This is a genomic window from Roseateles sp., from assembly GCF_019237615.1.
Lineage (GTDB): Bacteria > Pseudomonadota > Gammaproteobacteria > Burkholderiales > Burkholderiaceae_C > Pelomonas.
On the sequence record NZ_JAFAGT010000095.1, the window covers coordinates 70,643 to 93,143 of the forward strand.

Genomic DNA, 22,501 nt, shown 5'->3' on the forward strand with positions numbered 1-22,501 from the left:
CTGTGGCCCTATTAATTGATTGCGCCAAGCGGTTCGAATGAATAATCGACTCTGACCCTATATTAATCAAGTTGCCGCCCTTGCTGCGCTGCAGTACGCTCCATCCCTGTTGTGTTCCAGGAGGGCGCCATGAGCCACGCCGCGCAGATTCAGTCCGAGATCCAAGACCTAGCCGAACACGGGCTCTATCGGCCGACGAATGAGAAGGACGCCTGCGGCCTGGGCTTTGTCGCGCACATCAAGGGCCAGAAGGCTCATCACATCGTCCAGCAGGGCCTGAAGATCCTGGAAAACCTGGACCACCGCGGCGCGGTGGGCGCCGACAAGCTGATGGGTGACGGTGCCGGCATCCTGATCCAGATCCCCGACGAGTACTACCGCGAGGAGATGGCCAAGCAGGGCATCGAGCTGCCGCCCCCGGGCGAGTACGGCGTCGGCATGATCTTCCTGCCCAAGGAGCATGCATCCCGCCTGGCCTGCGAGCAGGAGCTGGCCCGCGCGATCAAGGCCGAGGGCCAGGTGTTGCTGGGCTGGCGCGACGTGCCGGTGGACCGCGACCTGCCCATGTCGCCCACGGTGCGCGAGAAGGAGCCGGTGATACGCCAGATCTTCATCGGCCGCGGCCCGGACATCATCGTGCCCGACGCTCTGGAGCGGAAGCTCTACGTCATCCGCAAGACGGCCTCCAGCGCCATCCAGGCGCTCAAGCTCACGCACAGCCGCGAGTACTACGTGCCGTCGATGAGCTGCCGCACCGTCATCTACAAGGGGCTGCTGCTGGCCGATCAGGTTGGCAAGTACTACAAGGACCTGGCGGACCCGCGCGTCGTCTCGGCCATTGCGTTGGTGCACCAGCGCTTCTCCACCAACACATTCCCAGAGTGGCCGCTGGCTCACCCCTACCGTATGGTCTGCCACAACGGCGAGATCAATACGGTCAAGGGCAACTTCAACTGGATGCGGGCCCGTGAAGGCGTCATGAAGTCGCCGGTGCTGGGCGACGACCTGAAGAAGCTCTACCCCATCAGCTTCGAGCACCAGTCCGACACGGCCACCTTCGACAACGCCATCGAGCTGTTGACGATGTCCGGATACCCGCTGGCCCACGCCGCCATGATGATGATCCCGGAAGCCTGGGAGCAGCACGAAGGCATGGACGAGCGCCGCCGCGCGTTCTACGAGTACCACGCCGCGATGATGGAGCCTTGGGACGGCCCTGCCGCCATGGCGTTCACGGACGGCCGCCAGGTCTGCGCCGCGCTGGACCGCAACGGCCTGCGCCCGGCGCGCTACTGCGTCACCGACGACGACCTGGTCGTCATGGCCTCCGAATCCGGCGTGCTGCCCATCCCCGAAGCCAGGATCGTCAAGAAGTGGCGCCTGCAGCCGGGCAAGATGTTCCTCATCGACCTGGAACAGGGCCGCATCGTCGATGACGAGGAGCTGAAACACCAGTTCGCCAACGCGCGCCCCTACCGCCAGTGGATCGAGAACGTCCGCGTCAAGCTGGACGACATCGCCGTGCCCGAGGGTGCCCGCCCCGGCTTCACGACGACGCTGCTGGACCGCCAGCAGGCCTTCGGCACGACGCAGGAAGACATCAAGTTCCTGCTCGCGCCCATGGCCGCCAACGGCGAAGAGGGCATAGGCTCCATGGGCAACGATTCGCCGCTGGCGGTGCTGTCGGGCAAGAACAAGCCGCTCTACAACTACTTCAAGCAGTTGTTCGCGCAGGTCACGAACCCGCCGATCGATCCGATCCGCGAGAACATCGTGATGTCGTTGAACAGCTTCATCGGCCCCAAGCCCAACCTGCTGGACATCAACGCGATCAACCCGCCGATGCGGCTGGAGGTCAGCCAGCCCATCCTGGACTTCGACGACATGGCGCGCCTGCGCGGCATCGAGGCGCCCACGCACGGCAAGTTCAAGCCCAGCGAGCTGGACATCACTTACCCGCGTGACTGGGGCCGCGCCGGCGTCGAGGCGCAGCTGGCCTCGCTGTGCGCGTCGGCCGTGGACGCCATCAAGACCGGCCACAACATCCTCATCATCACGGATCGCCACCTCGGCGCCGACCGCATCGCCATTCCCGCGCTGCTGGCCCTGTCCGCCGTCCACCACCACCTGGTGCGTGAAGGCCTGCGCACCACGGCCGGCCTGGTCGTCGAGACCGGCACCGCCCGCGAGGTGCACCACTTCGCCGTGCTGGCCGGTTATGGCGCGGAAGCCGTCCACCCCTATCTGGCGCTGGAAACGCTTGAGGCCATGGGCGACGAACTGCCCGCCAAGCTGACCGCCGAGCAGGCCCGCTACAACTACATCAAGGCGGTGGGCAAGGGGCTGTCCAAGATCATGTCCAAGATGGGCATCTCGACCTACATGTCCTACTGCGGCGCGCAGATCTTCGAGGCCATCGGCCTGAAGGCGGACTTCGTCGAGAAGTACTTCCGTGGCACGGCCACGCAGGTGGGCGGCATCGGCGTGTTCGAGGTGGCGGAGGAGGCCATCCGCATGCATGAGAGCGCCTTCGGCGACGACCCGCTGCTGGAATCCATGCTGGAAACCGGCGGCGAGTACGCCTGGCGAACCCGCGGCGAAGAGCATATGTGGACGCCGGACGCCATCGCCAAGCTGCAGCACGCGGCTCGCGCGGCCAAGTTCGAGACGTACAAGGAGTTCGCCCAGATCATCAACGACCAGAGCAAGCGCCACATGACGCTGCGCGGCCTGTTCGAGTTCAAGTTCGACCCGGCCAAGGCCGTGCCGCTGGACGAGGTCGAGCCGGCGGCCGAGATCGTCAAGCGCTTTGCCACCGGCGCGATGTCGCTGGGCTCCATCTCCACCGAGGCGCATGCCACGCTGGCCGTCGCGATGAACCGCATCGGTGGCAAGAGCAACACCGGCGAGGGCGGTGAGGACCCGGCCCGCTATCGCAACGAGCTGAAGGGCATCAAGATCGTAGGCGGCAGCAAGGTCGGCGACGTGCTGGGTCACAAGATCATGGAAGCCGACTACGAGCTGCAGGACGGCGACAGCCTGCGCTCCAGGATCAAGCAGGTGGCGTCGGGCCGCTTCGGCGTCACGACCGAATACCTTGTCAGCGCCGACCAGATCCAGATCAAGATGGCCCAGGGTGCCAAGCCCGGCGAGGGCGGCCAACTGCCCGGCGGCAAGGTCAGCGAGTACATCGGCTTCCTGCGCCACTCGGTGCCCGGCGTGGGCCTCATCAGCCCGCCACCGCACCACGACATCTACTCGATCGAGGACCTGGCCCAGCTCATCCATGACCTGAAGAACGTCAACCCGCAGGCCGACGTGTCGGTGAAGCTGGTGTCGGAAGTGGGCGTGGGCACGGTGGCCACGGGCGTCGCCAAGTGCAAGGCAGACCACATCGTCATCGCCGGCCATGACGGCGGCACGGGTGCCTCGCCGTGGTCCTCCATCAAGCACTGCGGTACGCCGTGGGAGCTGGGCCTGGCCGAGGCGCAGCAGACGCTGGTGCTGAACCGCCTGCGCGGCCGCGTGCGCATGCAGGCCGACGGCCAGATGAAGACCGGCCGCGACGTCGTCATCGGCGCGCTGCTGGGTGCCGACGAGTTCGGCTTCGCCACCGCGCCGCTGGTCGCCGAGGGCTGCATCATGATGCGCAAGTGCCATCTCAACACTTGTCCGGTGGGCGTGGCCACGCAGGATCCGGTGCTGCGCAAGAAGTTCACGGGCCGCCCCGAGCACGTCGTCAACTACTTCTTCTTCGTTGCCGAGGAAGCGCGCCAGATCATGGCCCAGCTGGGTGTGCGCAAGTTCGACGAACTGATCGGCCGCTCGGACTGGCTGGACACCAGGAAGGCCATCAGCCACTGGAAGGCCAAGGGCCTGGACTTCGCCCGCATCTTCCACCGCCCGAACGTGCCGGCCGATGTCTCGCGCATCCACAACGACGTGCAGGATCACGGCCTTGAGCGCGCGCTGGACGTCAAGTTGATCGAGAAGTGCATCCCGGCCTTCGAGAAGGGCGAGAAGGTGCAGTTCATGGAGGAGGTCACCAACGTGCGCCGCTCCGTCGGTGCGCGCCTGTCGGGCGAGCTGATCCGCCGCAAGCCCGAAGGCCTGCCCGACCACACCGTCTTCATCCAGATGGAAGGCACGGGCGGCCAGAGCTATGGCGCCTTCCTGGCCCAGGGCATCACGTTCTACCTGATCGGTGACGCGAACGACTACACCGGCAAGGGCCTGTCCGGCGGCCGCCTCGTCGTGCGCCCCAGCATCGAGTTCCGCGGCGACGCGACGAAGAACATCATCGTCGGCAACACGGCGCTGTATGGCGCGACGCGCGGCGAGGCCTTCTTCCGCGGCGTGGCCGGCGAGCGCTTCGCGGTGCGTCTGTCCGGTGCCACGACCGTCGTCGAAGGCACGGGCGACCATGGCTGCGAGTACATGACCGGCGGCACCGTCGCCGTGCTGGGCAAGACCGGCCGCAACTTCGCTGCCGGCATGAGCGGCGGCATCGCTTATGTCTATGACGAGGACGGCCACTTCGCCAAGCGCTGCAACACCAGCATGGTGTCGCTTGAGAAGCTGCTGCCCTCGCATGAGCAGGAGGCCAGCGTCGACAAGGCGATCTGGCACCGCACCAAGGCGGTTGACGGCGTGGACCGCGAGCCGCAGACCGACGAGGCCATCCTGAAGAAACTGCTGGAAGACCACCACCGCTGGACCGGCAGCCAGCGTGCCCGGGACATCCTGGACCATTGGGCCGAGTCGCGCGCCAAGTTCATCAAGGTGTTCCCGAACGAGTACCGCCGCGCTCTGGGCGAGATCAACGCCGCCAGGGAAGCCGCCACCACCATCGCCCAGGCCAAGGCGCCTGCAGCAGCCAAAGTTTGAAGAACTTGCTGGACAGAGCGCGCGGGTGAAGCGAGTCGCTCTGTCCCCCAACTGATTAAGGAAGAAACATGGGCAAGGTCACCGGCTTCATGGAGTACGAGCGCCTGGAAGAGGGCTACGAGCCCGTCGCCGCTCGCGTCAAGAACTACAAGGAATTCGTCATCGGCCTGAACGTCGAGCAGGCCAAGCAGCAGGGCGCGCGCTGCATGGACTGCGGCACGCCGTTCTGCAACAGCGGCTGTCCCGTCAACAACGTGATCCCGGACTTCAACGACCTGGTCTACAAGGGCCGGCCCGAGGACTGGAAGCATGCGATCACGGTGCTGCACAGCACCAACAACTTCCCCGAGTTCACCGGCCGCATCTGCCCCGCGCCCTGCGAGGCGGCCTGCACGCTGAACGTCAACGATGACGCGGTGGGTATCAAGTCCATCGAGCACGCCATCATCGACCGCGCCTGGGCCGAGGGCTGGGTGACGGCCCAGCCACCCAAGGTGCAGACCGGCAAGAAGGTCGCCATCGTCGGCGCCGGTCCGGCCGGCCTTGCCGCCGCGCAGCAACTGGCGCGCGTGGGCCACAGCGTTACCGTCTTCGAGAAGAACGACCGCGTCGGCGGCCTGCTGCGCTATGGCATCCCGGATTTCAAGATGGAGAAGTCCCACATCGACCGCCGCGTCGAGCAGATGCAGGCCGAGGGTGTCGAGTTCCGCACCGGCGTGATGATCGGCGCGCTGCCTGGCGAAGGTCCGGGCAGCAAGGTCACGAACTGGGCCAAGGAAACCATCGGCGCCGACGAGCTGAAGAACCAGTACGACGCGATCATCCTGACCGGCGGCGCCGAGCAGTCGCGCGACCTGCCCGTGCCGGGCCGCGACCTGGCCGGCGTGCACTTCGCGATGGAGTTCCTGCCGCAGCAGAACAAGGTCAACGCGGGGGACAAGCTCAAGGGCCAGATCTCGGCCGCCGGCAAGCATGTCATCGTCATCGGGGGCGGTGACACCGGTTCCGACTGCGTCGGCACCAGCAACCGCCACGGTGCCAAGAGCGTGACACAGTTCGAGCTGCTGCCCCAGCCGCCCGAGGTGGAAGACCGCCCGCTGACCTGGCCCTACTGGCCGATAAAGCTGCGCACCTCGTCCAGCCACGAGGAGGGCTGCGAGCGCGAGTTCGCCATCGCCACCAAGGAATTCATCGGCGAGAAGGGCAAGCTCACCGGCGTCAAGACCGTGCGCCTGCAGTGGCAAGGCGGCAAGATGGCCGAGGTCGAAGGCAGCGAGCAGGTGCTGAAGGCCGACATCGCCTTCCTGGCCATGGGCTTCGTATCGCCGGTCGCGACCATTCTGGAGGCCTTCGGCGTCGACAGGGATGCGCGTGGCAACGGCAAGGCGACGACCGAGGGTGCGGACGCCTACAGGACCAATGTCGACAAGGTCTTCGCCGCCGGCGACATGCGCCGCGGCCAGAGCCTGGTGGTCTGGGCCATCCGCGAGGGCCGGCAGGCGGCGCGCGCGGTGGACGCGTACCTGATGGGTGCGACGACATTGCCGCGCTGAGCGCCTGGTACTGCCGGAAGCGGGTCTTGCTGCGCAAATGGCCCAAGCTCGGTAACAGCGGCCAAAAGGCAGGATGCCAGCGCATTTCCGGGGGCGCCCAAGAGGTGCCCCATTTCTTTGCGGGGCCGCCATGCAGCACATGAGTGACCGGAGTGGAAAAGACACCACCCGCCTTGAAGCGTTTGCCTTTGCGTTGCAGTTGCTCGCCTAGCCTGGACGTCCCGAAGCTGCCGGCGAGGTCGTACGAGGTTCGGCGTGGCGGGCGAGCGCATGATGGGCGCGAGCATCGATGAGGCGCTCAGGGCGTGAGCCCATGCCGAGAGCGCCGGACCCGCCGGGTTTGTCGATGAAACTGCCGGCATAAACATTGCCGTAACAGGACGCCACAGGGGTCGTGTGGGCATCGATTGTGCAGAAGGATCCCGGCGATGAGCGCCGCAGGTTCTCGGCCCTTTGTTGGGCGACCAGCGCGGGAGCTCCCCCAGAAGCGGGTCTTACTACGCAAATGGCCCAAGGTATGTAACAGAGCCCGGAAAGGCAATATAGGCGCAGCTTTTCCGGGCGTCTGGCTGTGAGGGGGTTGCTTCACAGGTCTAACCTGACCTGCATGAGCCCCCTGTATGCCCAAGACACCTACGACGCTGAAGTGGCTGGCCGAGAAGCGTGCCCGGCTAGCCGGAGACATTCAACATTGCGAGCGGCTGGCCGAAGACATCGCTCAACGCTTGCTGAAGCTCCAGCACCAGCTTGCCGCTCTCGACGAGACCATCCGGCTCTACGACGCGGCCATCGACCCCACGCACATCCAGCCTGTAGAAGCCTGGCGAAACCGCTACGGAACCTTTGGGGGATTTCGACAGGCGCTCATCGACATTGTCGAAGCGGCAAGCCCGGATTGGGTCGCGAGCAAAACCATCGAACTCGGGGTCTTGGCCCGACTTGGTATCAACTTTCAGACGTCAGACCATCGGCGACGGTGGCGCATGAACTCTCTTGGGCCGGCGCTACGCCGACTGCTCAAAGTCGGCACCCTGGAGAGGCTGCACGACCCAGCCGTGAAGAGTGGAAAACACGGCTACTGGCGTTTGAAGCAGGCCCCATCTCAGAGCCTGGCCGACCTGTAGTTCTCATCACTTGGGCGGCGGCATGAAGAAGACGCCCTCTGCTCTCAAATGGCTGGCGGAGACACGGGCGCGCCTCGCGCACGACCTTGCTGACAGCGAGCGCATCCAGGTGGCCGTCGTGACTCGAACGGCGAAGCTGCGTGACGACCTGGCCGCGCTGGACCGCACGCTGACCATCTACGACCCCGCCATCCGGCCCGAGCATGTCGAAGGAGTCCAGGCCCACCGTGCGGCCTATGGCAAGCGCGGCAATCTCATCAGCGCCATCGAACGGCTGCTTCAGGCCCAGTCACCCAACTACGTGTCGACGGAGATGCTGGTGATGCTGCTGAGCGTGGAGTTCAACCTGCCGTTCGACACGAGGCAGGAAATGGTGCGATGGCAGAAGAACGTCGTGGGGCGGGCGCTGCGGAAGCTGGTCGACCGCGGTGACGTCGAACGGGAGCAGGACCCCAGCGTGTTCACGTCGGAGCTGGGGAGGTGGCGGTGGGCTAGGGCTCAAGCACTGGGGCTGGCGGACCTCTAGTGCGTGGCGGTCGCCGCCCTGGCCGGTTTCTATACCGACGATGAACTCCGGCATCCACCACATCTCCAGCGTCAATGCATCGCGTGCCACCGGCTTGGACAGCTTCAATCTGAGCTACCGCTACAAGCCGGACGGACTCGACCACACTCTGTACGGCGTGCACATCCCTTCGCAACTACAAGCCGCGTTGAACCGCGGAAGTGTCCAAGCGTTCAGCCTGGAGGCACTACCGCGCAATGGATTGGCCGCGTGGCTACTTCCGGACTCAACGAACTTCGTGCTGCTGGGCGTATGCAATCAGGATGGCACCGAAGAGCTCGCCACACCTCGCACCCTCAACCTGGCGCGATATCTCGGCGGAGCGATTGCCGTGCTCGTCGGGGCCACCGGTTTGTTCCTTGCAGTAGAGACGCATTCTTGGTTCGCGCTCGGATTGGGCGTCGTGGCAACCCATGCACTTCGCAGCTTGTTGAACCTTCCACAGGCCACCCCGCTAACACGCGGAGGCCAATGACCGGAGTCCATACACTCCGGCGCCATGCACAGACTGCGAATCGTCTTTTGGCCTTGGTGCCGTTGGGTCGTAGGCCACCATTGGGTTAGAACTCCGTTTGGACGTGACAACGACCTCTTAGCGTTGACGCCTCAATGCTCTCGCTGCGGCATCAAAGGCAAGTTTGAGTACAAGGCTGACTAGAACTTGCGGCGTTTCAAAGAGGTTAGTCCTTCCGCTACCTCGGCGGCCTCCCATTCACGCTCGACACCGGCGACCGCCCCTTCACAGGCCCACTAGCCTTCGCCGGCTTGTTTTCCGGATACAGGATTTCGTAGTCGCGGTGCTTGCCGTGGGTGAAGTTGGTCCAGTGCATTGACCGACCCACGTTCATGGCGAAGTGCATCGCACGGTCCGCGGTCTTGCCCGGAGGCATGCGCCGATGGTCTTCGCGGAAGGCCGTCTCGACGACGTAGTCCATCAGGTACTTCGGCTCGAGGTTCAGGTAGATGCCCTTCTCCGAGCGGTCCTGCCGTGCGCCGAAGCTCTCGGCGTTGTTGACGTGGTGCCCCTTCTCGTTGACCAGCGCCTCACTGTGATTGACCGTCACGTGCAGCTGGAACTCCTTGCCGACCTTCGAATAGGCCGTGCCCGTGTCCGTAGCCAAGATGGACTCTGGCTTGGCGATGTATTTGTCGACAAGGGCCTGGACCACCTCCGGCGTCTCCGCCAAGCCGATGCCCACCCGCGTTACCGCAGCGCCCTTGCCCTTTGACCCACTGCGCTGGCGGATGGTGATGGCCATGCGGCGCGCCGCCGGGAACACGGCGCCATGCTCGGGATGCTCGCGGCCACCCGCAGCGAGAGCTGCGGCCTTCTCTTCGCGCTTCTTCTTGCTGCGGGCCGATGACGTCAGCAGCGCGTCCTTCTGGGCCTCTTCGGGGTCGGTCGTCCGGAAGGTCAACGGCCTGCCGCGCTTCTCACTGGCGCGACGACCAGATTGGTGAGAGCCGTCAATCTCCACCACACCGCTGACCATGCCCGTGTTGAACCCGCGCTCCAGGCCCTCGCGCATCTTGCTGGCCAGCGTGAACGCCGTGTTGTAGCCACCGAAGTCGAGCATGCGACGCATCTGCAGGGCCGGCACGCCGGATGCGCCGGTTGCCCAGATAAGCACGCCCGCGAGGATGGCCTGCAGGCTGAGCTTGTGAGACGCAAAGACGCTGCCCGACGTCACGCTGAAGCGCTTGCCGCAACTGCGGCACTTCCAGCGGCGTTCGGTCGAGCTCCAGTAGTGCTCGTCGGAAGCGTTGCAATGCGAGCACGTGACCTTCTTAGAGCTGCCCCACCGCAACTGCGCCAGGTGTTTGATGCAGCCAAGGTCCGTCCAGTTCGCAACGTCCAGGACGCTGCGGTCCACTGCGTCCTTCGACATGTGCCAGCGCGTCGCGTCCGAGCTGGGGCGGCTGATGGACGAGCGCTTCGGGCGGTACTTCTTCGGCTCGGCGGCCGTGCTTGCAGCGGCCGCAGTCATACGGCCCTCTGCAGGAAGTTCACGAACTGTGCCTCGGTGATGCATGGCCCCTCGATACCTGGCACCTCCACCGTCTTGATGCGTTGCTTCTCAAGCCATCGGTAGCAGCCCGTTCGTGCAGGTTCGCTGACCGTGTCCAGGTGGACGTAGGACGCGTCTTTGACCGCAATGGGAATGGGCTTGTAGAGCTCAGGCCGCGGCGCGAGCTGCGTGCTGTCAGTGGTCAGCCAGGCGTAGGCCCTGGTCAGCAGGTCCCAGTTGTTCAGGACCTTCGGCGTATGCCGGAATACCTCGGTTGCCCGCACACCCAGGATGTCGTCTTCGAAGGTCGCGCGGTAGTTGCAGCGGCGATTGCACATCTTCAGATGCGCAGTTCCCACGACCGTGCGACGGGTGTCAGAACCATCAGGCCAGTGTTCGACGATGGCGCAGAGCTCCAGCGTGTAGGCGCCCTTGCGCGCATTGGGGATGACGGCAGGCCACACCTCTTCCTTGCGGCTGATGGCCAGGCAGATGATGCGGATGACGAGGTCCCAAACGGATGCCGACCAGCGCGGGTAGTTCTGTAGCTTCACTGGCGCCTGCTCGCCGATGCCTGCAGTCCAGAGCAGCGCCTTGTAGTCAGCGCGGGCCGCCAGCTTCTCGTAGGCGATGTCGAGCATGCCGACGCGGTTGAAGGGCGTCGCGTTGCGTGGCGACGATGCGTGGAGGGTCAGCTTCAGCATCAGACCACCTTCACGTCCCAGGTCTGCGCGTACTGCACCTCGTCGACCAGCTCGACGCCGCGCAAGCGCAGCTGCGTGCCATTCACGTAAAGCAGGTTCGCGTCATGCAGCGACGGCAGCAGCGGCTGTTCTGTGCCATCGGTGCTGGAGACCAGCGCAGCGATGGTCGCAATCCGACCCAGCTCGTGGACGCGCTGCTCGTGCACCCGCAGCAGCCCACGGTACTTGGGCATGGATGCCCGCTCCCTCGCGCGGATACCTTTGCCCTTCTCGTAGACGGGCTGGACTTCGACCTTCATAGCTCTGACCTCAAATGACCTATTCCGGGTCTAGGACCGCACCCGGCTGTTCTTTTATGTGGTTCCACAAAAATGTGGAATCGAAGATAAAGACGAAACCCGCGCAGTACATTGAAGTCCACAAAAACGTGGAACGTCTCTAGCAACTGTGCAGGCCGACGAAGAATTTCAACGCCGGGCTCGCGACCTTCTCTTGGAGCTGCGTGCTGAGCATCAGCTGACCTACAAGGAGCTGGCCCAACTGCTGGAACGCCATGGGGTGACCACCGACTGGAAGGCGCTGGCCAACCGGTTGCAGCGTGGGACGTTCGACGCCGGGTTCATGCTTGCGGTGCTGCACGCATTCGGCATCCACCAAGTCGCCTTCACTAGGTCCAGTGCGCGGCTGAAAACTTCAAAGTAGCTTTCAGTGGGCAAAGCTCCGCCAGCGGGCAGTTGCCCAAGGATGTGGTCAGCGGAGAAGGCTCGCTAGCCGAGGGAAGTGGAGGTGTTCAGCTCGTCACCTCCGAACTCGTCTGCAGACGCTTACGACGACCCCAAGCAGCTCCAGGCTGCTTGTGGGCCGAATGGGCGCGTAGGCGGGGTTGGCCGCCTCGAGCCAGTATTTGCCATCCGGGTCGCGGCGCAGCGTCTTGACGGTCATCTCGCCGTCGACGACGGCCACCACGATGTCGCCAGGCCCTGCGGGCGCGTACTGCTCGACCGCGACCAGGTCGCCGTCCAGGATGCCAGCGTCGCGCATGCTGTCACCGCGGACCTTGTGCAGGGCCGTCCGGTCGGGCTCGTCGATGAGATAGTCGTCGAGCGTCAGGGCCTCCGCCTCCGCCTGGTCGGCCGGTTGCGGCTGGCCAGCGCGCACGGAACCTAGCAGCGGCCTGGCGAAGAAGCGCTTCGTGGGGACGATTCGGCCATCCACCCGGGTCAGATAGCCGGCTTGGCTCAGCCGGCCCACCAACGCGAAGACGGACGACGTGGACGACAGCCCGACCACCTCGCACATGCGAGGAAGGGAGGGGAGGACGCCAGCCTGCTTGTAGTAGCGCTGCAGGGAGGCAAGGTGCTTGTCGTCTGCCACTTCGTTCCATCGAAAGTTCTTTCGAGGTACTCTAGTGGGCAGGTCGCAAGGGCGTCAATGCCACCATATTGCCTTCCTGCGCCGTCAGGGAGTACGCCGACCTTTCTTGCAAGATGTAACGGCACAATTCAGAGCAACCTGCCAAGTTGGCGCCGTTGTCTCACAGGGACAGACCACTACAACAACGACTGCATGAACTCCTTAACAATCAACCACTTAGTGATGGTTGGCATCCCGGTGCTGTTCTATTTCTGCGGGGGCCTGGGCAAGATAATCACACGGCCAGGAAGCCACTTTTGGGACCGCAAGGACTGGTACCTCGCCTCTGATGCCTCGCTGGCGAACGTCGCCGGCGGCCTGCTGTTCATCGGGGAACTGGTCATCGAGGGAAGCAAGAGCAACTATCCGCCACAAGTGATGGCCAAGGCCTTGCCAGGCGTGCTGTTCGTCGCAGCCTCGCTTTTGCTATACATCCTGATACTGGCCCTACACCAGAAGATTGAGCATGACCCCGCGAAGGGGACTGCTCAGTTGACGGTCCTGGTCGGAGGCTGTAATGTCATCGCTATCGGAGCGATGTGCAGCTTCATCGCTTTCGTTAAGGGAATTTGAATGCTGACCAACATCCATCAACACACGCAGGACGCCTCCAGCAAGCCAGGCGACGCTGTGGCATGGGGCACGATTTTCAGCTTCGCGACCGCTGCTGTTGGCCTGCTCTTCTGGATGGGCTCCGCGAGTCACGCGGGTGAGCCGCTGACGGTTGTTCTCTCCATCGGTGGTGCGGCGCTGTCCGCAGCGGCCACGGCTGCCGCCGTTGCCGTCCGGTTTTCCCGCCGTCCATAACCGGGCAAGACGTTTTCCTTGAACGGTCAGCCGCTGGGCTGACCGTTTTGTGTTGAAGCACCTGTCCAGATAGCCGCGCATAAACGCTTTCGCTACTCTTCGTTTGTAGGCCTTGAGGAGCCCACTCCCGCACCTGTCCCAGGTACCTAAGCCGGTGATGACCTCATTCGCATCAGGGCAAGACGCCACCTCCGGGTGGCGTTGAGCTTTTTGGGATGCAACGGGTCGGCCATTACGCCGCGGGTTCTACGGCAAGCCAATCGAGCAACTGTCTGCGTACTTCCGGGTCTGCTACGCCCTGTGCTGGGTCACACAGGATGAGCTCCTCCGGCAGCCGGTAGAACTCTCGCTCAGAGTCATCGAGGATGCGGAAGGTCGACACCTCTGGATGCGCAGCAAGCCACGCCTCGATGCTTTCCAGCCGCCCTCCGGCGTCCGTTGCGCCGATGACCCGTTCACCGAGCCGTCCAAGTAGCTCGCGAAGCTCTTCGACGTTGTAGTCATAGCGCCAGGTACTGTGGACGACGATGCGGACGTCCTCGTGTCGGGCCAGGAGCTGCGCGAGCGAGGGCAGCCAGCACCAGTGCGGGGTTGTCGCGTCAACGTTGGGACCGGCATGCAGGACGCCATCGAAGTCCAGGAAGAGGACCCGCATCAGGGGGCCCAGTGCACAGCCAACCGGATGCGGCGGGCCCAGGCAATCTGCTCGGCGAGCGGCCGCCCGACACCCTGCACAGGTGAGTAGTAGCCAGCCGCCCCTTCGGTGGCCAGCGCCTGGTCCTCTGCAGGCAGCTGAAGCCGCCGAGCCGCCAAGGCAGCCGCGGATGCACTTGGATGGTCTGCGATAGCTGCGACCTCGTCTACCGTCAGCGCCCCCATGAGCGCCAGATAGCCTGCCTGGTAAGCAGCGCCTGCCGCAGCTCGATTCGTCGGCGGCGTGTCGAGGGCCAACTGCAGGTAGTCCCGGCTCTGCCGGTCAAGGGCTTCTGTGCGTGAGGGCGAATACATGGCGATGTCGAAAGGTCTTTCGACAATCTACGGTGCGCCGATGGCTGGGTCAATTGCCACCATATTGCCTTCAGCGGCGTGGCGCGGGCTCCCCGCGCGCGCAGCCACACCCCGTTCGGAACCGGTGGCGTCAACTTCTCAGATTCGGTGAGAAGTTCTGTGAAGTTGCCGGGGCAGCACGCACCCGCCATGCCATATTGGAAAGTTTTCTAGATATGTTGCGTCAAATTTGAAATGTTGCTACGCTGCGCGCCATTGAAACAAAACTCTTGCGTCGAATTCACGCCTGCGACGCGCACGAACTACGGAGAACGCCATGGTCAACGAGGAAGTCTTGTCTCCAGTGGAGCTGGGTCGCCATCTGATGCAGGTGAGGGAGCGCAGCGGCATCAAGCAAGCCGAGTTAGCCAAGCGCGTGTCGCTCAGCCCGGCCGTCTTGTCGCGTATCGAAAGCGGCGACCGTGCCGTGACGCTGGAAGAGGTTCAGGACATCCTGACCCAGCTAGCCACGCCAGAGGCTGCAGAGCTTTCCAGGGCCCTGCAGCGGACGTGGCAGGTGCTTCCAAGGCCTCCGCTTGACCACCCTGACCAGGACCTGCTCTGGGAGGCCGAGGGGGTCGCTCGTGAGCTGGTGGCACTTCGTGACCAGCCCGACACCCCGCACGCATTCGAGCGGCGGCTGTCCGAGTACATCGACGAGCTGGGCCGCGGCGCGGCCATGCTTCTCAAGCGTGAGCACCAGGTTGCCTTCATTGGCAGCATAGGCGTCGGGAAGTCCACGGCTATCTGCAAGATGACCGGCCTGGAGGTCGCCAAGGAAGATGGCACGATGACCCCCGTGCTCGAAGTCGGTGGTGGCGGCATTACCGTTTGCGAGGTTCATCTGCGCACCGGCCCCGAGTTTGGTCTCATCGTCGAGCCGAAGGGAGACGACGAACTCCGCCAGGACGTTCTGGACCTGGCCGACAGCATCCTCAAGGGCTCGCCGGCACCCGATGAGGACGGCCCGAACGGCCAAGAGTCGCAAGGCATCTCAAAAGAAGTGGCCCGGGCGCTGCGCAACATGGCCAACCTCGCGGTCCAGCGCCCCAAGGGTGCAGACGGCAAGCGGACTACCGTTGACCCGGCCAAGCAGCTGGCACAGCAGTTCCCCACGCAGCGCGAGTTCGTCGTCGAAGTGCTCAGCCGCATGGAACTGCACCGCCGGGACAAGCGCGACATCTGGTACGACAGCGCCTCAGGCAAGTCGCCGAAGGCGTGGCTGCGTGACACCTTCGCGGCCATCAACAACGGCCGCAGCCCTGACTTCACGCTCCCTCGCCGTATCGAGGTGGTGGTTCCCGAGAAGCTGCTGCAGGTCGCAGACCTCAGCGTGCGCTTCATTGACACCAAGGGTATCGACCGGAACGCTGCTCGCGAGGACATTGAGTGCCACTTCGACGACCCGCATACGCTGGCCGTGCTGTGCTCACCGTTCAACAACGCCCCCGCCGCCGAAGCGCGACTGCTGCTTGAACGAGCGAAGGACGCTGGCGTCCGCACGCTGGACACCAATGCTGCGCTGCTGGTGTTGCCTCGCCCGACCGAAGCGTTGGCCATGAAGGACGATGCCACCAGCGCGCCCGTCGAGAGCGCCGAGGAAGGCTACGAGCTGAAAGGTGAGCAGATTGCCTTGGCGCTGGAGCCCTTGGGCTTGCAGACTCTTGGCGTTGCCTTCTACAACGCGAATGAAGACCCCGCCGCGGCCGCGCAGGACTTCCTGCTGGAGCGCTTGACCCGAACTCGGGCAGCCTTCCGGAGCCGCATCCGGGAAGCTTCCGCCGGCGCACAGGCGGTGCTGCGCAATCACGGCGAAGCGCGCGTCCTGGCGGTACTACGAGATGCCGGCCAGACGCTGCACACCTGGGCGGCGCAGAACTCGACGGTCCCTGTCGTTCAAGGCCAAGTCCAGGAAAGCCTGATGGCCCAAATCCAGGTGGCGTACGCCAGCACCGTGCGGGCCGCTGTCCGTCGCGAAGGCGAATGGCCTGCGCTCAGTTACTCGCACCACATTGGCTACGGCGCCCGTCGCCTTGCCGTCATGGCCCTGGAGAAGCCGGTAGAGCAGTTCACGGGCCACTGCAAGCTGATGGCGGCAACGCCACGGTATGCCGAAGCTGCCGACCTGCTGACGCAGGCCGAGCGCGTGTTGACGGTGTCCTACGAGGAGCTGCTGCGCAAGGTTCAGCTGATGGGCCAGACGGTGTTCAAGGACGCGCTAAAGGCCGACCCGATGCTCTGGCAAGCCTGCATGGAGGAATGGGGGCAAGGACCGGGCTACAAGACTCGCGTCGCCGCGCACAACCGCGATTGGTTCAACGACGAGGCACGCAAGAAGTTGGAGGAAGAGCTTCTGGCGCTCATCGCCCGGGAATGGGCTCGTGCCCTGGCCAACGTGACGGCGCTGCTGGAGCCCCTCTGATGAGCGGCCAACTGCTGGCTGTTGTCGAAGTCGACAAAGCCGACCGAGTTGTCTGCCAGGCGGAAGGCTGTGGTCATGGCGTGTATCGACGCATCCACGTCGTGCGTCATGGCGATGGAACTCTCGGGGTGTACGGCTCTGATTGCTTTGGCAGGCTGTTCGGCCAGCTTGCGGACAAGGCGCCTCAGTACGGCAGTGGCGACGGTCGTGAGCTAACTGCTGAAGAACGGCTGATGCTGGCCGAGAACACCGAGCGGCTCATCGCACAGTTCGAAGCTGAGCATCAGGCCCTGCTGGAACAGGCTCGCCTTCGTCGCGAACAGCAGGAGAAGGTCGAGCAGGCCGCCCGAGAGGCTGCCGAACGTCGTCGCATTGAAGCCGAACGCCGGCGGCCGCCGACTGCGGCAGAGATTGCCAGCGTTGAAGCCCAAGCCAAGGCCGTGGTGCGGCAGAAGTTCGGCGTGGACCCTGACATTCCGGGGTGGCGCGGCTTGGTACTGGTGGAAGCGCGCAAATTGCTTGGGCGGTAGCGGAGGGAGCGATGGCGAAACCAATCAGTCAGTTCTTTGCCGGCCTCGACTTCCCGCTTCGGAACATCCGCTGGTCGTGGGGCGCAAAGAATGCCAGTGGCACGGCGCTGCTGCTCCGGGCTTGGGCCGACGAGTACTCCTTTAAGGCCAAGACGGTCGCGGTCCTGCGGGAGCCTGAGCGATACCTGCAATCAGACTCCTTTGGCCTCGATGAACGCATCGTCCAGCTGCAAGAGCTTTGGACTGGCGCTCTGGCCGGATACGTGGTCATCGCGACAGCGAAGGACGCCGCCGCTCACCCTCGGGAAATCAAGGACTACCGCGACGACGCGCTGTTCGCCATCAAGCGGCTTTCGGTGCGCGAGGACGGGGCCATCGTTGCAGAGGTCAATGAGCTCGTGCCGGTAGCAACGCTCAGTCAGCACATGGCAGCCCATCGCACCGAAGCCTCGGCCGACGCCTTCCCTGTTGACGACGCGCAGCGCACTGGCCTATCGACCGACACCTACCAGCAGAAGATTCCTGCTATCCGCGCCTGGCTCATCGAGGTCTGCAAAGCCAAAGGAACTGTGACGTACTCGGACGTCATGAACCGCTTCGGGCTGACCTTCTACCCGCTGCGCAACGCCTTGAGCCGGCTCGGCCACGACTGCAAGAACGCCGGCGAGCCCATCATCACTGCGCTCATTGTCGACAAAGACACCGGCAGATGCTCCCAAGGGCTTTACGACGAATTCAACATCGACGACGACATCCTTGAGCGGCAGCGGTGCTACGCACGCTGGGGCTCGGCGCAAGAACCGCCGCCCGCAGAGTCTCAAGCTGCGGAGCCTCCAGATGATGCCGAGGACGCTCCAGACGATTTTGAACAGCGCGCTGCGCGGTTCGCCCAGGTAGAGGTGCGCACGCAGCAGGCGGCGTTTCGCCTGGCCGTGTTCCGGGCCTGCCTGGGCCGATGTGTTATCAGCGGTTGTGCGGTGCCCGAAGCGCTGGAGGCGGCGCACCTACTTGGGCGTGATTGGCGCCAAGGCCACAACACGGCAAGCGACGGCATCCTGCTACGCAGAGACTTGCACACCTTGTATGACCGAGGGCTGCTCCGCATCACGGACGCGGGCATCGTCGAGCTGGACGAACGCGTTCTTGGGCACTATGGCGGGCTCCATGGGGTAAATGTGACCAGCGTTGGGACCCTGGCGAACTCGATTTGAGGGGCGACGCATAGGCACTCTGCCGTCCGCCAAACCGCATTGGTGCCGGTCCCAGCTGACAACAGGCATCGTTGCAGCAGGACCGGTCAGTCGGGTCACGCGACTTCTCACTGAATCTGAGAAGTTTTGCGCCCGTGTGCTCGCGCTAGCATGGTCACAACGCAGGCAATGTCCTGTGCGATAGGGAGGGGCTCATGGGATTTCGGTACCGTCAGCGAGTCAAGTTGCTGCCAGGCGTGCATGTCAACGTTACGGCCAAGGGCGTAAGCAGTGTGTCCATCGGCGGACGTAGTGCCACGGTGAACGTTGGGAAAGGCATGCGCATCGTTGGCACCGCGGGCCTGCCCGGCACAGGTATCTCATACCGTCAGTTGCTGCGACCTGCCTCTTCCGGAAACGCGCCTACTGCCAGCCTCACCTCCAACGTGCTCCTTCTGCCTGATACGGCAGAAGCGCCATTGACTCCAGTCCCTCGGCTGCGCCCGCTGCAACCTGCAGCGTGGAGCAGCCCCGCCCTGAAGGACATTGAGCAACACATCGTTGAATCGCAGAAGCAACGAGTTGCGCTGGAAGACGGCATCACCGAGCTGAATCTGCAAGAAGCTTCCCTTGCGTATGAAGTGGCGCGCCTGAACAAGTGGTTCCGCCGCTGGCTCCATCGAGCGAAACTCAAAGCAGGCCGGAAACAGCTGACTGCCCTGCGCGCCGAACTTGCCGACGCCGCTGTCCTGCTCGACGAGCAAGGCAGTGAATTCGAATGGAGCCTGCCTACGTCACTTCGTCGACGGTATGACGAGTTGTCCGCTACGGTAAGCCTCCTGGACAACGCCCATGCTGCCTGGCACGTGCGCGGCAGTTCGACGATTGACCGAGTGCAAGAGCGTACGGCCTATGGCTCGGTGTTAGACCGTGTCCCTGCTGAATGGGGCCTCGCCTGGCCCTCTTTCGTCCCTCGCGGGCGGGCACGTTTCTACGACTCAGTTCCCTGCTTAAGAGCTGGTGAAGCCTTCGGCCTGTATTTCTTTCCGACATTCGTTGCCGTGGAACGCGGCTCGTCCTTCGGTTTGGTGACGCCAGGGGACATCACTTTTGAGCTTGACCAAGGCGAAGTCGTAGAACACCAGCATGTGCCTGGTGGCAAGGTAAGCCGGTATACGTGGCGATATGTCAACAAGGACGGAACGCCTGACCGCCGATTCAACGACAACCCACAAATTCCGGTCGTGGACTACACCCACCTCACCATCTCCGTGGATGGGGCGTTCAGCGAAACATTTCACTTCGCTGCGTCGCCGCAGCCGGTGTTTGCACCTTGGTTCGCCTTGACGGATTGGTTCGAGCTGGCGGCGAAGCGGGGAAGCTTGAACGACCTCCCACGCACTCCGGTTAGTTGGAGCTTGAGAGAAGAAGCTGATGGGCACTACCTGGCGGCGTCACGGGACGGCAAGGAGGTCATCGCCTTTGCAGCCCTCAAGACAGAAGGGCTGTGGGTTGGTCTATCTGGCGGTGCCCTCGGCATCGACTTCGTCCCGGGCAGTCTGCTGACGACGAGCCCCACCAAGTTGAACCTTTGGCTGGGCGAAGAACCCATTGAGCTGGGGAGTTTTGCCGGCCATGACTGTCGCGTTTCCTCCAGCCAAGCAGCGTTTAAGGTCCTCCCACCCGCTGGCCAGGCTGCACTGGACCACCTGGTTCAGACCCTACACGGCGAAGTCGAGCTCTTCCTCGTCATTGACGTCGCGGGCGTCGACGTGTGCCGTCTACGCATTCCCGCGGACGGCGTGCAGGCACATCTGCAAGCCATTGGAGTGCCGGCTGATGCGATGGCGTCGTGAACTGACCACGCAAGTCCTGATGCGCTACGATAGCCATCAAGGCATCCGGCCGGACTTGTCCTCGGGTCAAATCGGAGTTCACACATACGCTTTGCCTATCCGCACCCCGTCGGAGGCCGGCGCGTAATCGAGGAACGCTGGTCTGATATGACAGGAGTGCCTCATGGCCGAGCCTTCCTCTGCGGCGTCGCCCGCATCCATCGGTCAAGCCGCATCTGCGGCCAGCGACCCCACTGACCTCCGTCTTCGCGCGCTGAAGAATCGGCTGCAAGCCCGGTTCCCGGACGTGCGTTCGTCTCACCTGACCGAAGCCATCGCTGCGGGCCTGGGGTTCAATACCCACGCAGCTCTGCTGGCGGCCAAGGCCGAGCCGTTTCACTCGCTCGCCATCCGCCCCTTCCAGGCAAAGCCCTTCAAGCAGCGCCTGGTCGACCTGAGCTACCCCGTGCAGCCAGACTTCCGGTTCGGACCGCAGCCCGAGGGCCCGAAGCCGTCTACCAAGTACCTTGAGTGGCTCGACGAGCTGAAACGCCTCGAGAAGACGCCTGACCGGGTGTGGCCGCGCATCCACGCCCTGCGCCGCCAATGCGCCGAAGAGTTCGCACGCACCTTCGGCCTCGGTCACCTCGAAGACGAGGATGACAAGAGCGTCGTTAAGCGGTGGACCATCGGCGTGGACCACAACTACTGCCTGCCGGGCTGGGGCGACAACTTCAATGCCCAGCGCGGCGCGCATGTGGATTTCCCGGGCAGTGACCATCGTTGGAAATTCTTCGAGGCCTTGCCGCTGACGAGCAGCTCCAAGCCCAAGTCGGTCGAGTACGCCAGCGCCATGGTGTCGATGCCATATTTGCAGCGCAGTGGCTTGCAGGACGACCTCGTCGAGGCCGCCCACCGTGCCGGTCGCATCGGATGGACCTCCAGCCGCCATGATGAGTGGTCCTGGTATGCGCCGGGTGCGACGGCGCTGGTGCTCTTCAAGCGCCTGACCCCGGCTGCCGAGATGCGGCAGGCCTGGTCGCGCTCCTTCAAGCGTTGGTTGCTTGAAAACCGGCCCAGGCTGGCCAAGTCGGCCAAGCAGCTGAAGCGGTATGTCATCGACGATGCCGTCGACTGCCAACACCTGCCCCTGGACTTGAAGGACTACGAGGATTGCCGCGAGCGCTACCTTCGAGAATTTGCGGTCAACCTCTACTTGGAGCCGGACGACGTCATGTCGCAGAACTTCGAGAAGCTAATGGCAAAGTGGGCAGAGGAGTCGCGCGAGGAGGCCCTGGCATGACGCCCCGCTACACCGAAGCCATTGGGCTTGCTGCCCGCGCCCATGAGGGCCAGGTTCGCAAAGGCACGACCGTGCCCTACGTCACGCACCCCGTGGCTGTCGCCACCCTGGTGGCGCAATACGGCGGCGACGAGGACCAGCAGATTGCTGGGTTGCTCCATGACGTCCTCGAGGACGGTGGCCCGCACTTCGCGGAAGAGATTGAGCGCCGCTTCGGCCCGCGTGTCCTGCGCATCGTCGAGGCCTGCACGGACGGCGTGCCTGATGCGACGGGCAGGAAACCACCCTGGAAGGAGCGCAAGGTGCGCTACCTCGAACATCTGCGGCACGAAACCGATGACGTTCTGTTGGTTTCCGGCTGCGACAAGCTGCACAACGGGCGAAGCATCCTGGACGACCTGGAGACCATTGGTCTGGCAGTCTTCAAGCGCTTCAAGGCCAGCCGAGAGGAGACCCTCTGGTACTACTCAGAACTCGCCCGGGCATTCGAGGAACGGCAGACGCCCGTATGCAACGAGCTCACGGCCACAGTGGCTGAACTGCACCGCTTGGTAGGCCATTTGGCCGAGCAGGCACGGTAACCCGCCCGGCCTCAAATGCGTAATTTGCTACGGCGCCTCATGGGCTCAGGCCCTGACGCAGCTCACGCTCATCCGGCTGAAGCGGAGGCTGTTCCCGGGGTTGACCGCCCCATGGAGCGTTGGGACGAACCAAAGTTCGCAGCGGTCGAGGCTCGCCTCAAAGCGCTGCCTGAAGACGCCTGGGCACCCGAGGACTACTACCAAATGGTCGAATGGACGGCGCAGCGGCATCTGCCGCGCGACGAACCGCTGACCGAGCGCCAATGGGCTGCCGCGAAGCTCCGCCTCAAGGAAAGGATGGATGCGGCGCTGGAGGAACTGCGCCAGGGCGGCGACCTCGGCCAGGCCGAATGGGAACGGCGCGAAAACGAGCGTCGAAGGCTGGCTGCGTATTTCAGCGATCGTGGACGCCCATTTCAGGCTGATCGTGGACGGCAAAACTGGGCTTGCCGTGGCGGCGCCGGGGAGGCGCGCAGGAACTGGTTTGAATGTAGCTGAATCGTCCACGATGAGCCTGAAACGGCCTCTCGT

Annotated in this window: 20 protein-coding genes; 15 read left to right on the forward strand and 5 right to left on the reverse strand. The window is 63.9% G+C overall.

Translation table 11 applies throughout. The features are described from left to right. Positions 1-129: 129 nt before the first annotated feature. The 5 genes from JOY88_RS20200 to JOY88_RS20220 all read left to right on the forward strand — a co-directional run bounded on the left by JOY88_RS20200 (position 130) and on the right by JOY88_RS20220 (position 8,604). Complete coding sequence (locus JOY88_RS20200; protein WP_293504442.1) at positions 130-4,887, forward strand: glutamate synthase-related protein; 4,758 nt, start codon at positions 130-132, stop codon at positions 4,885-4,887. 68 nt (positions 4,888-4,955) lie between these two features. Further along, a complete protein-coding gene (gltD, locus tag JOY88_RS20205; protein WP_293504443.1) occupies positions 4,956-6,440 on the forward strand; it encodes a glutamate synthase subunit beta in 1,485 nt (494 codons plus the stop codon). Between the two features lie 620 nt (positions 6,441-7,060). Next, positions 7,061-7,564, forward strand: a complete 504-nt coding sequence (locus tag JOY88_RS20210; RefSeq protein WP_293504444.1) for a hypothetical protein — start codon at positions 7,061-7,063, stop codon at positions 7,562-7,564. A 22-nt stretch (positions 7,565-7,586) separates the two neighbouring features. Continuing rightward, positions 7,587-8,090: a hypothetical protein gene (locus tag JOY88_RS20215; RefSeq protein WP_293504445.1), complete on the forward strand. Its 504-nt coding sequence runs from the start codon at positions 7,587-7,589 to the stop codon at positions 8,088-8,090. A gap of 40 nt (positions 8,091-8,130) precedes the next feature. Beyond that, positions 8,131-8,604: a hypothetical protein gene (locus tag JOY88_RS20220; protein ID WP_293504446.1), complete on the forward strand. Its 474-nt coding sequence runs from the start codon at positions 8,131-8,133 to the stop codon at positions 8,602-8,604. Positions 8,605-8,821: 217 nt separating this feature from the next. On the opposite strand, the gene JOY88_RS20225 is transcribed toward JOY88_RS20220, so the two are convergent. The 3 genes from JOY88_RS20225 to JOY88_RS20235 are packed head-to-tail and all read right to left on the reverse strand — an operon-like array spanning position 8,822 to position 11,141. Next, positions 8,822-10,117, reverse strand: coding sequence for an IS1595 family transposase (locus JOY88_RS20225; protein WP_293504447.1), 1,296 nt, complete (start codon positions 10,115-10,117; stop codon positions 8,822-8,824). Next, positions 10,114-10,842, reverse strand: a complete 729-nt coding sequence (locus JOY88_RS20230) for a hypothetical protein (RefSeq protein ID WP_293504448.1) — start codon at positions 10,840-10,842, stop codon at positions 10,114-10,116. Before JOY88_RS20230 ends, JOY88_RS20225 begins: the two co-directional genes overlap by 4 nt. Continuing rightward, complete coding sequence (locus tag JOY88_RS20235) at positions 10,842-11,141, reverse strand: hypothetical protein (protein WP_293504449.1); 300 nt, start codon at positions 11,139-11,141, stop codon at positions 10,842-10,844. Before JOY88_RS20235 ends, JOY88_RS20230 begins: the two co-directional genes overlap by 1 nt. 148 nt (positions 11,142-11,289) lie before the next feature. Here JOY88_RS20235 and JOY88_RS20240 point away from each other — a divergent pair, with 148 nt between their 5' ends. Then, positions 11,290-11,544 (forward strand): DUF6471 domain-containing protein, encoded by a 255-nt coding sequence (locus tag JOY88_RS20240; RefSeq protein ID WP_293504450.1) that lies wholly within the window; start codon positions 11,290-11,292, stop codon positions 11,542-11,544. A 96-nt stretch (positions 11,545-11,640) separates the two neighbouring features. On the opposite strand, the gene lexA is transcribed toward JOY88_RS20240, so the two are convergent. Next, positions 11,641-12,216, reverse strand: coding sequence for a transcriptional repressor LexA (gene lexA, locus JOY88_RS20245; protein WP_293504451.1), 576 nt, complete (start codon positions 12,214-12,216; stop codon positions 11,641-11,643). 192 nt (positions 12,217-12,408) lie between these two features. On the opposite strand from lexA, the gene JOY88_RS20250 reads away from it, so the two are divergent. Both JOY88_RS20250 and JOY88_RS20255 read left to right on the forward strand, forming a co-directional pair. Continuing rightward, a complete protein-coding gene (locus JOY88_RS20250) occupies positions 12,409-12,828 on the forward strand; it encodes a hypothetical protein (protein ID WP_293504452.1) in 420 nt (139 codons plus the stop codon). After that, the gene (locus JOY88_RS20255) at positions 12,829-13,062 is read left to right on the forward strand and encodes a hypothetical protein (protein WP_293504453.1); all 234 of its coding nucleotides are present in this window, start codon (positions 12,829-12,831) and stop codon (positions 13,060-13,062) included. Between the two features lie 232 nt (positions 13,063-13,294). Here JOY88_RS20255 and JOY88_RS20260 read toward each other — a convergent pair whose 3' ends face one another. Further along, positions 13,295-13,717 carry an HAD domain-containing protein gene (locus JOY88_RS20260; protein WP_293504454.1) on the reverse strand — a complete coding sequence of 141 codons (423 nt, stop codon included), beginning with the start codon at positions 13,715-13,717 and terminating at the stop codon, positions 13,295-13,297. A gap of 669 nt (positions 13,718-14,386) precedes the next feature. Here JOY88_RS20260 and JOY88_RS20265 point away from each other — a divergent pair. From JOY88_RS20265 to JOY88_RS20295, 7 genes are all read left to right on the forward strand, one after another. Next, entirely contained in the window at positions 14,387-16,531 is a 2,145-nt protein-coding gene (locus tag JOY88_RS20265; RefSeq protein WP_293504455.1) for a helix-turn-helix domain-containing protein, read from the forward strand. Further along, positions 16,531-17,061, forward strand: a complete 531-nt coding sequence (locus tag JOY88_RS20270) for a hypothetical protein (RefSeq protein ID WP_293504456.1) — start codon at positions 16,531-16,533, stop codon at positions 17,059-17,061. The genes JOY88_RS20265 and JOY88_RS20270 overlap by 1 nt, the downstream gene beginning before the upstream one ends. Positions 17,062-17,072: 11 nt before the next feature. Continuing rightward, entirely contained in the window at positions 17,073-18,272 is a 1,200-nt protein-coding gene (locus JOY88_RS20275; RefSeq protein WP_293504457.1) for an HNH endonuclease signature motif containing protein, read from the forward strand. 194 nt (positions 18,273-18,466) lie between these two features. Then, positions 18,467-20,107: a DUF4236 domain-containing protein gene (locus JOY88_RS20280; RefSeq protein ID WP_293504458.1), complete on the forward strand. Its 1,641-nt coding sequence runs from the start codon at positions 18,467-18,469 to the stop codon at positions 20,105-20,107. A 163-nt stretch (positions 20,108-20,270) separates the two neighbouring features. Beyond that, positions 20,271-21,389, forward strand: coding sequence for a hypothetical protein (locus tag JOY88_RS20285; protein WP_293504459.1), 1,119 nt, complete (start codon positions 20,271-20,273; stop codon positions 21,387-21,389). Continuing rightward, on the forward strand, positions 21,386-21,970 hold the full coding sequence (locus JOY88_RS20290) for an HD domain-containing protein (protein WP_293504460.1): 585 nt from the start codon (positions 21,386-21,388) through the stop codon (positions 21,968-21,970). Before JOY88_RS20285 ends, JOY88_RS20290 begins: the two co-directional genes overlap by 4 nt. Before the next feature lie 111 nt (positions 21,971-22,081). Further along, positions 22,082-22,468, forward strand: a complete 387-nt coding sequence (locus tag JOY88_RS20295; protein WP_293504461.1) for a hypothetical protein — start codon at positions 22,082-22,084, stop codon at positions 22,466-22,468. The last annotated feature ends 33 nt before the right edge of the window (positions 22,469-22,501 follow it).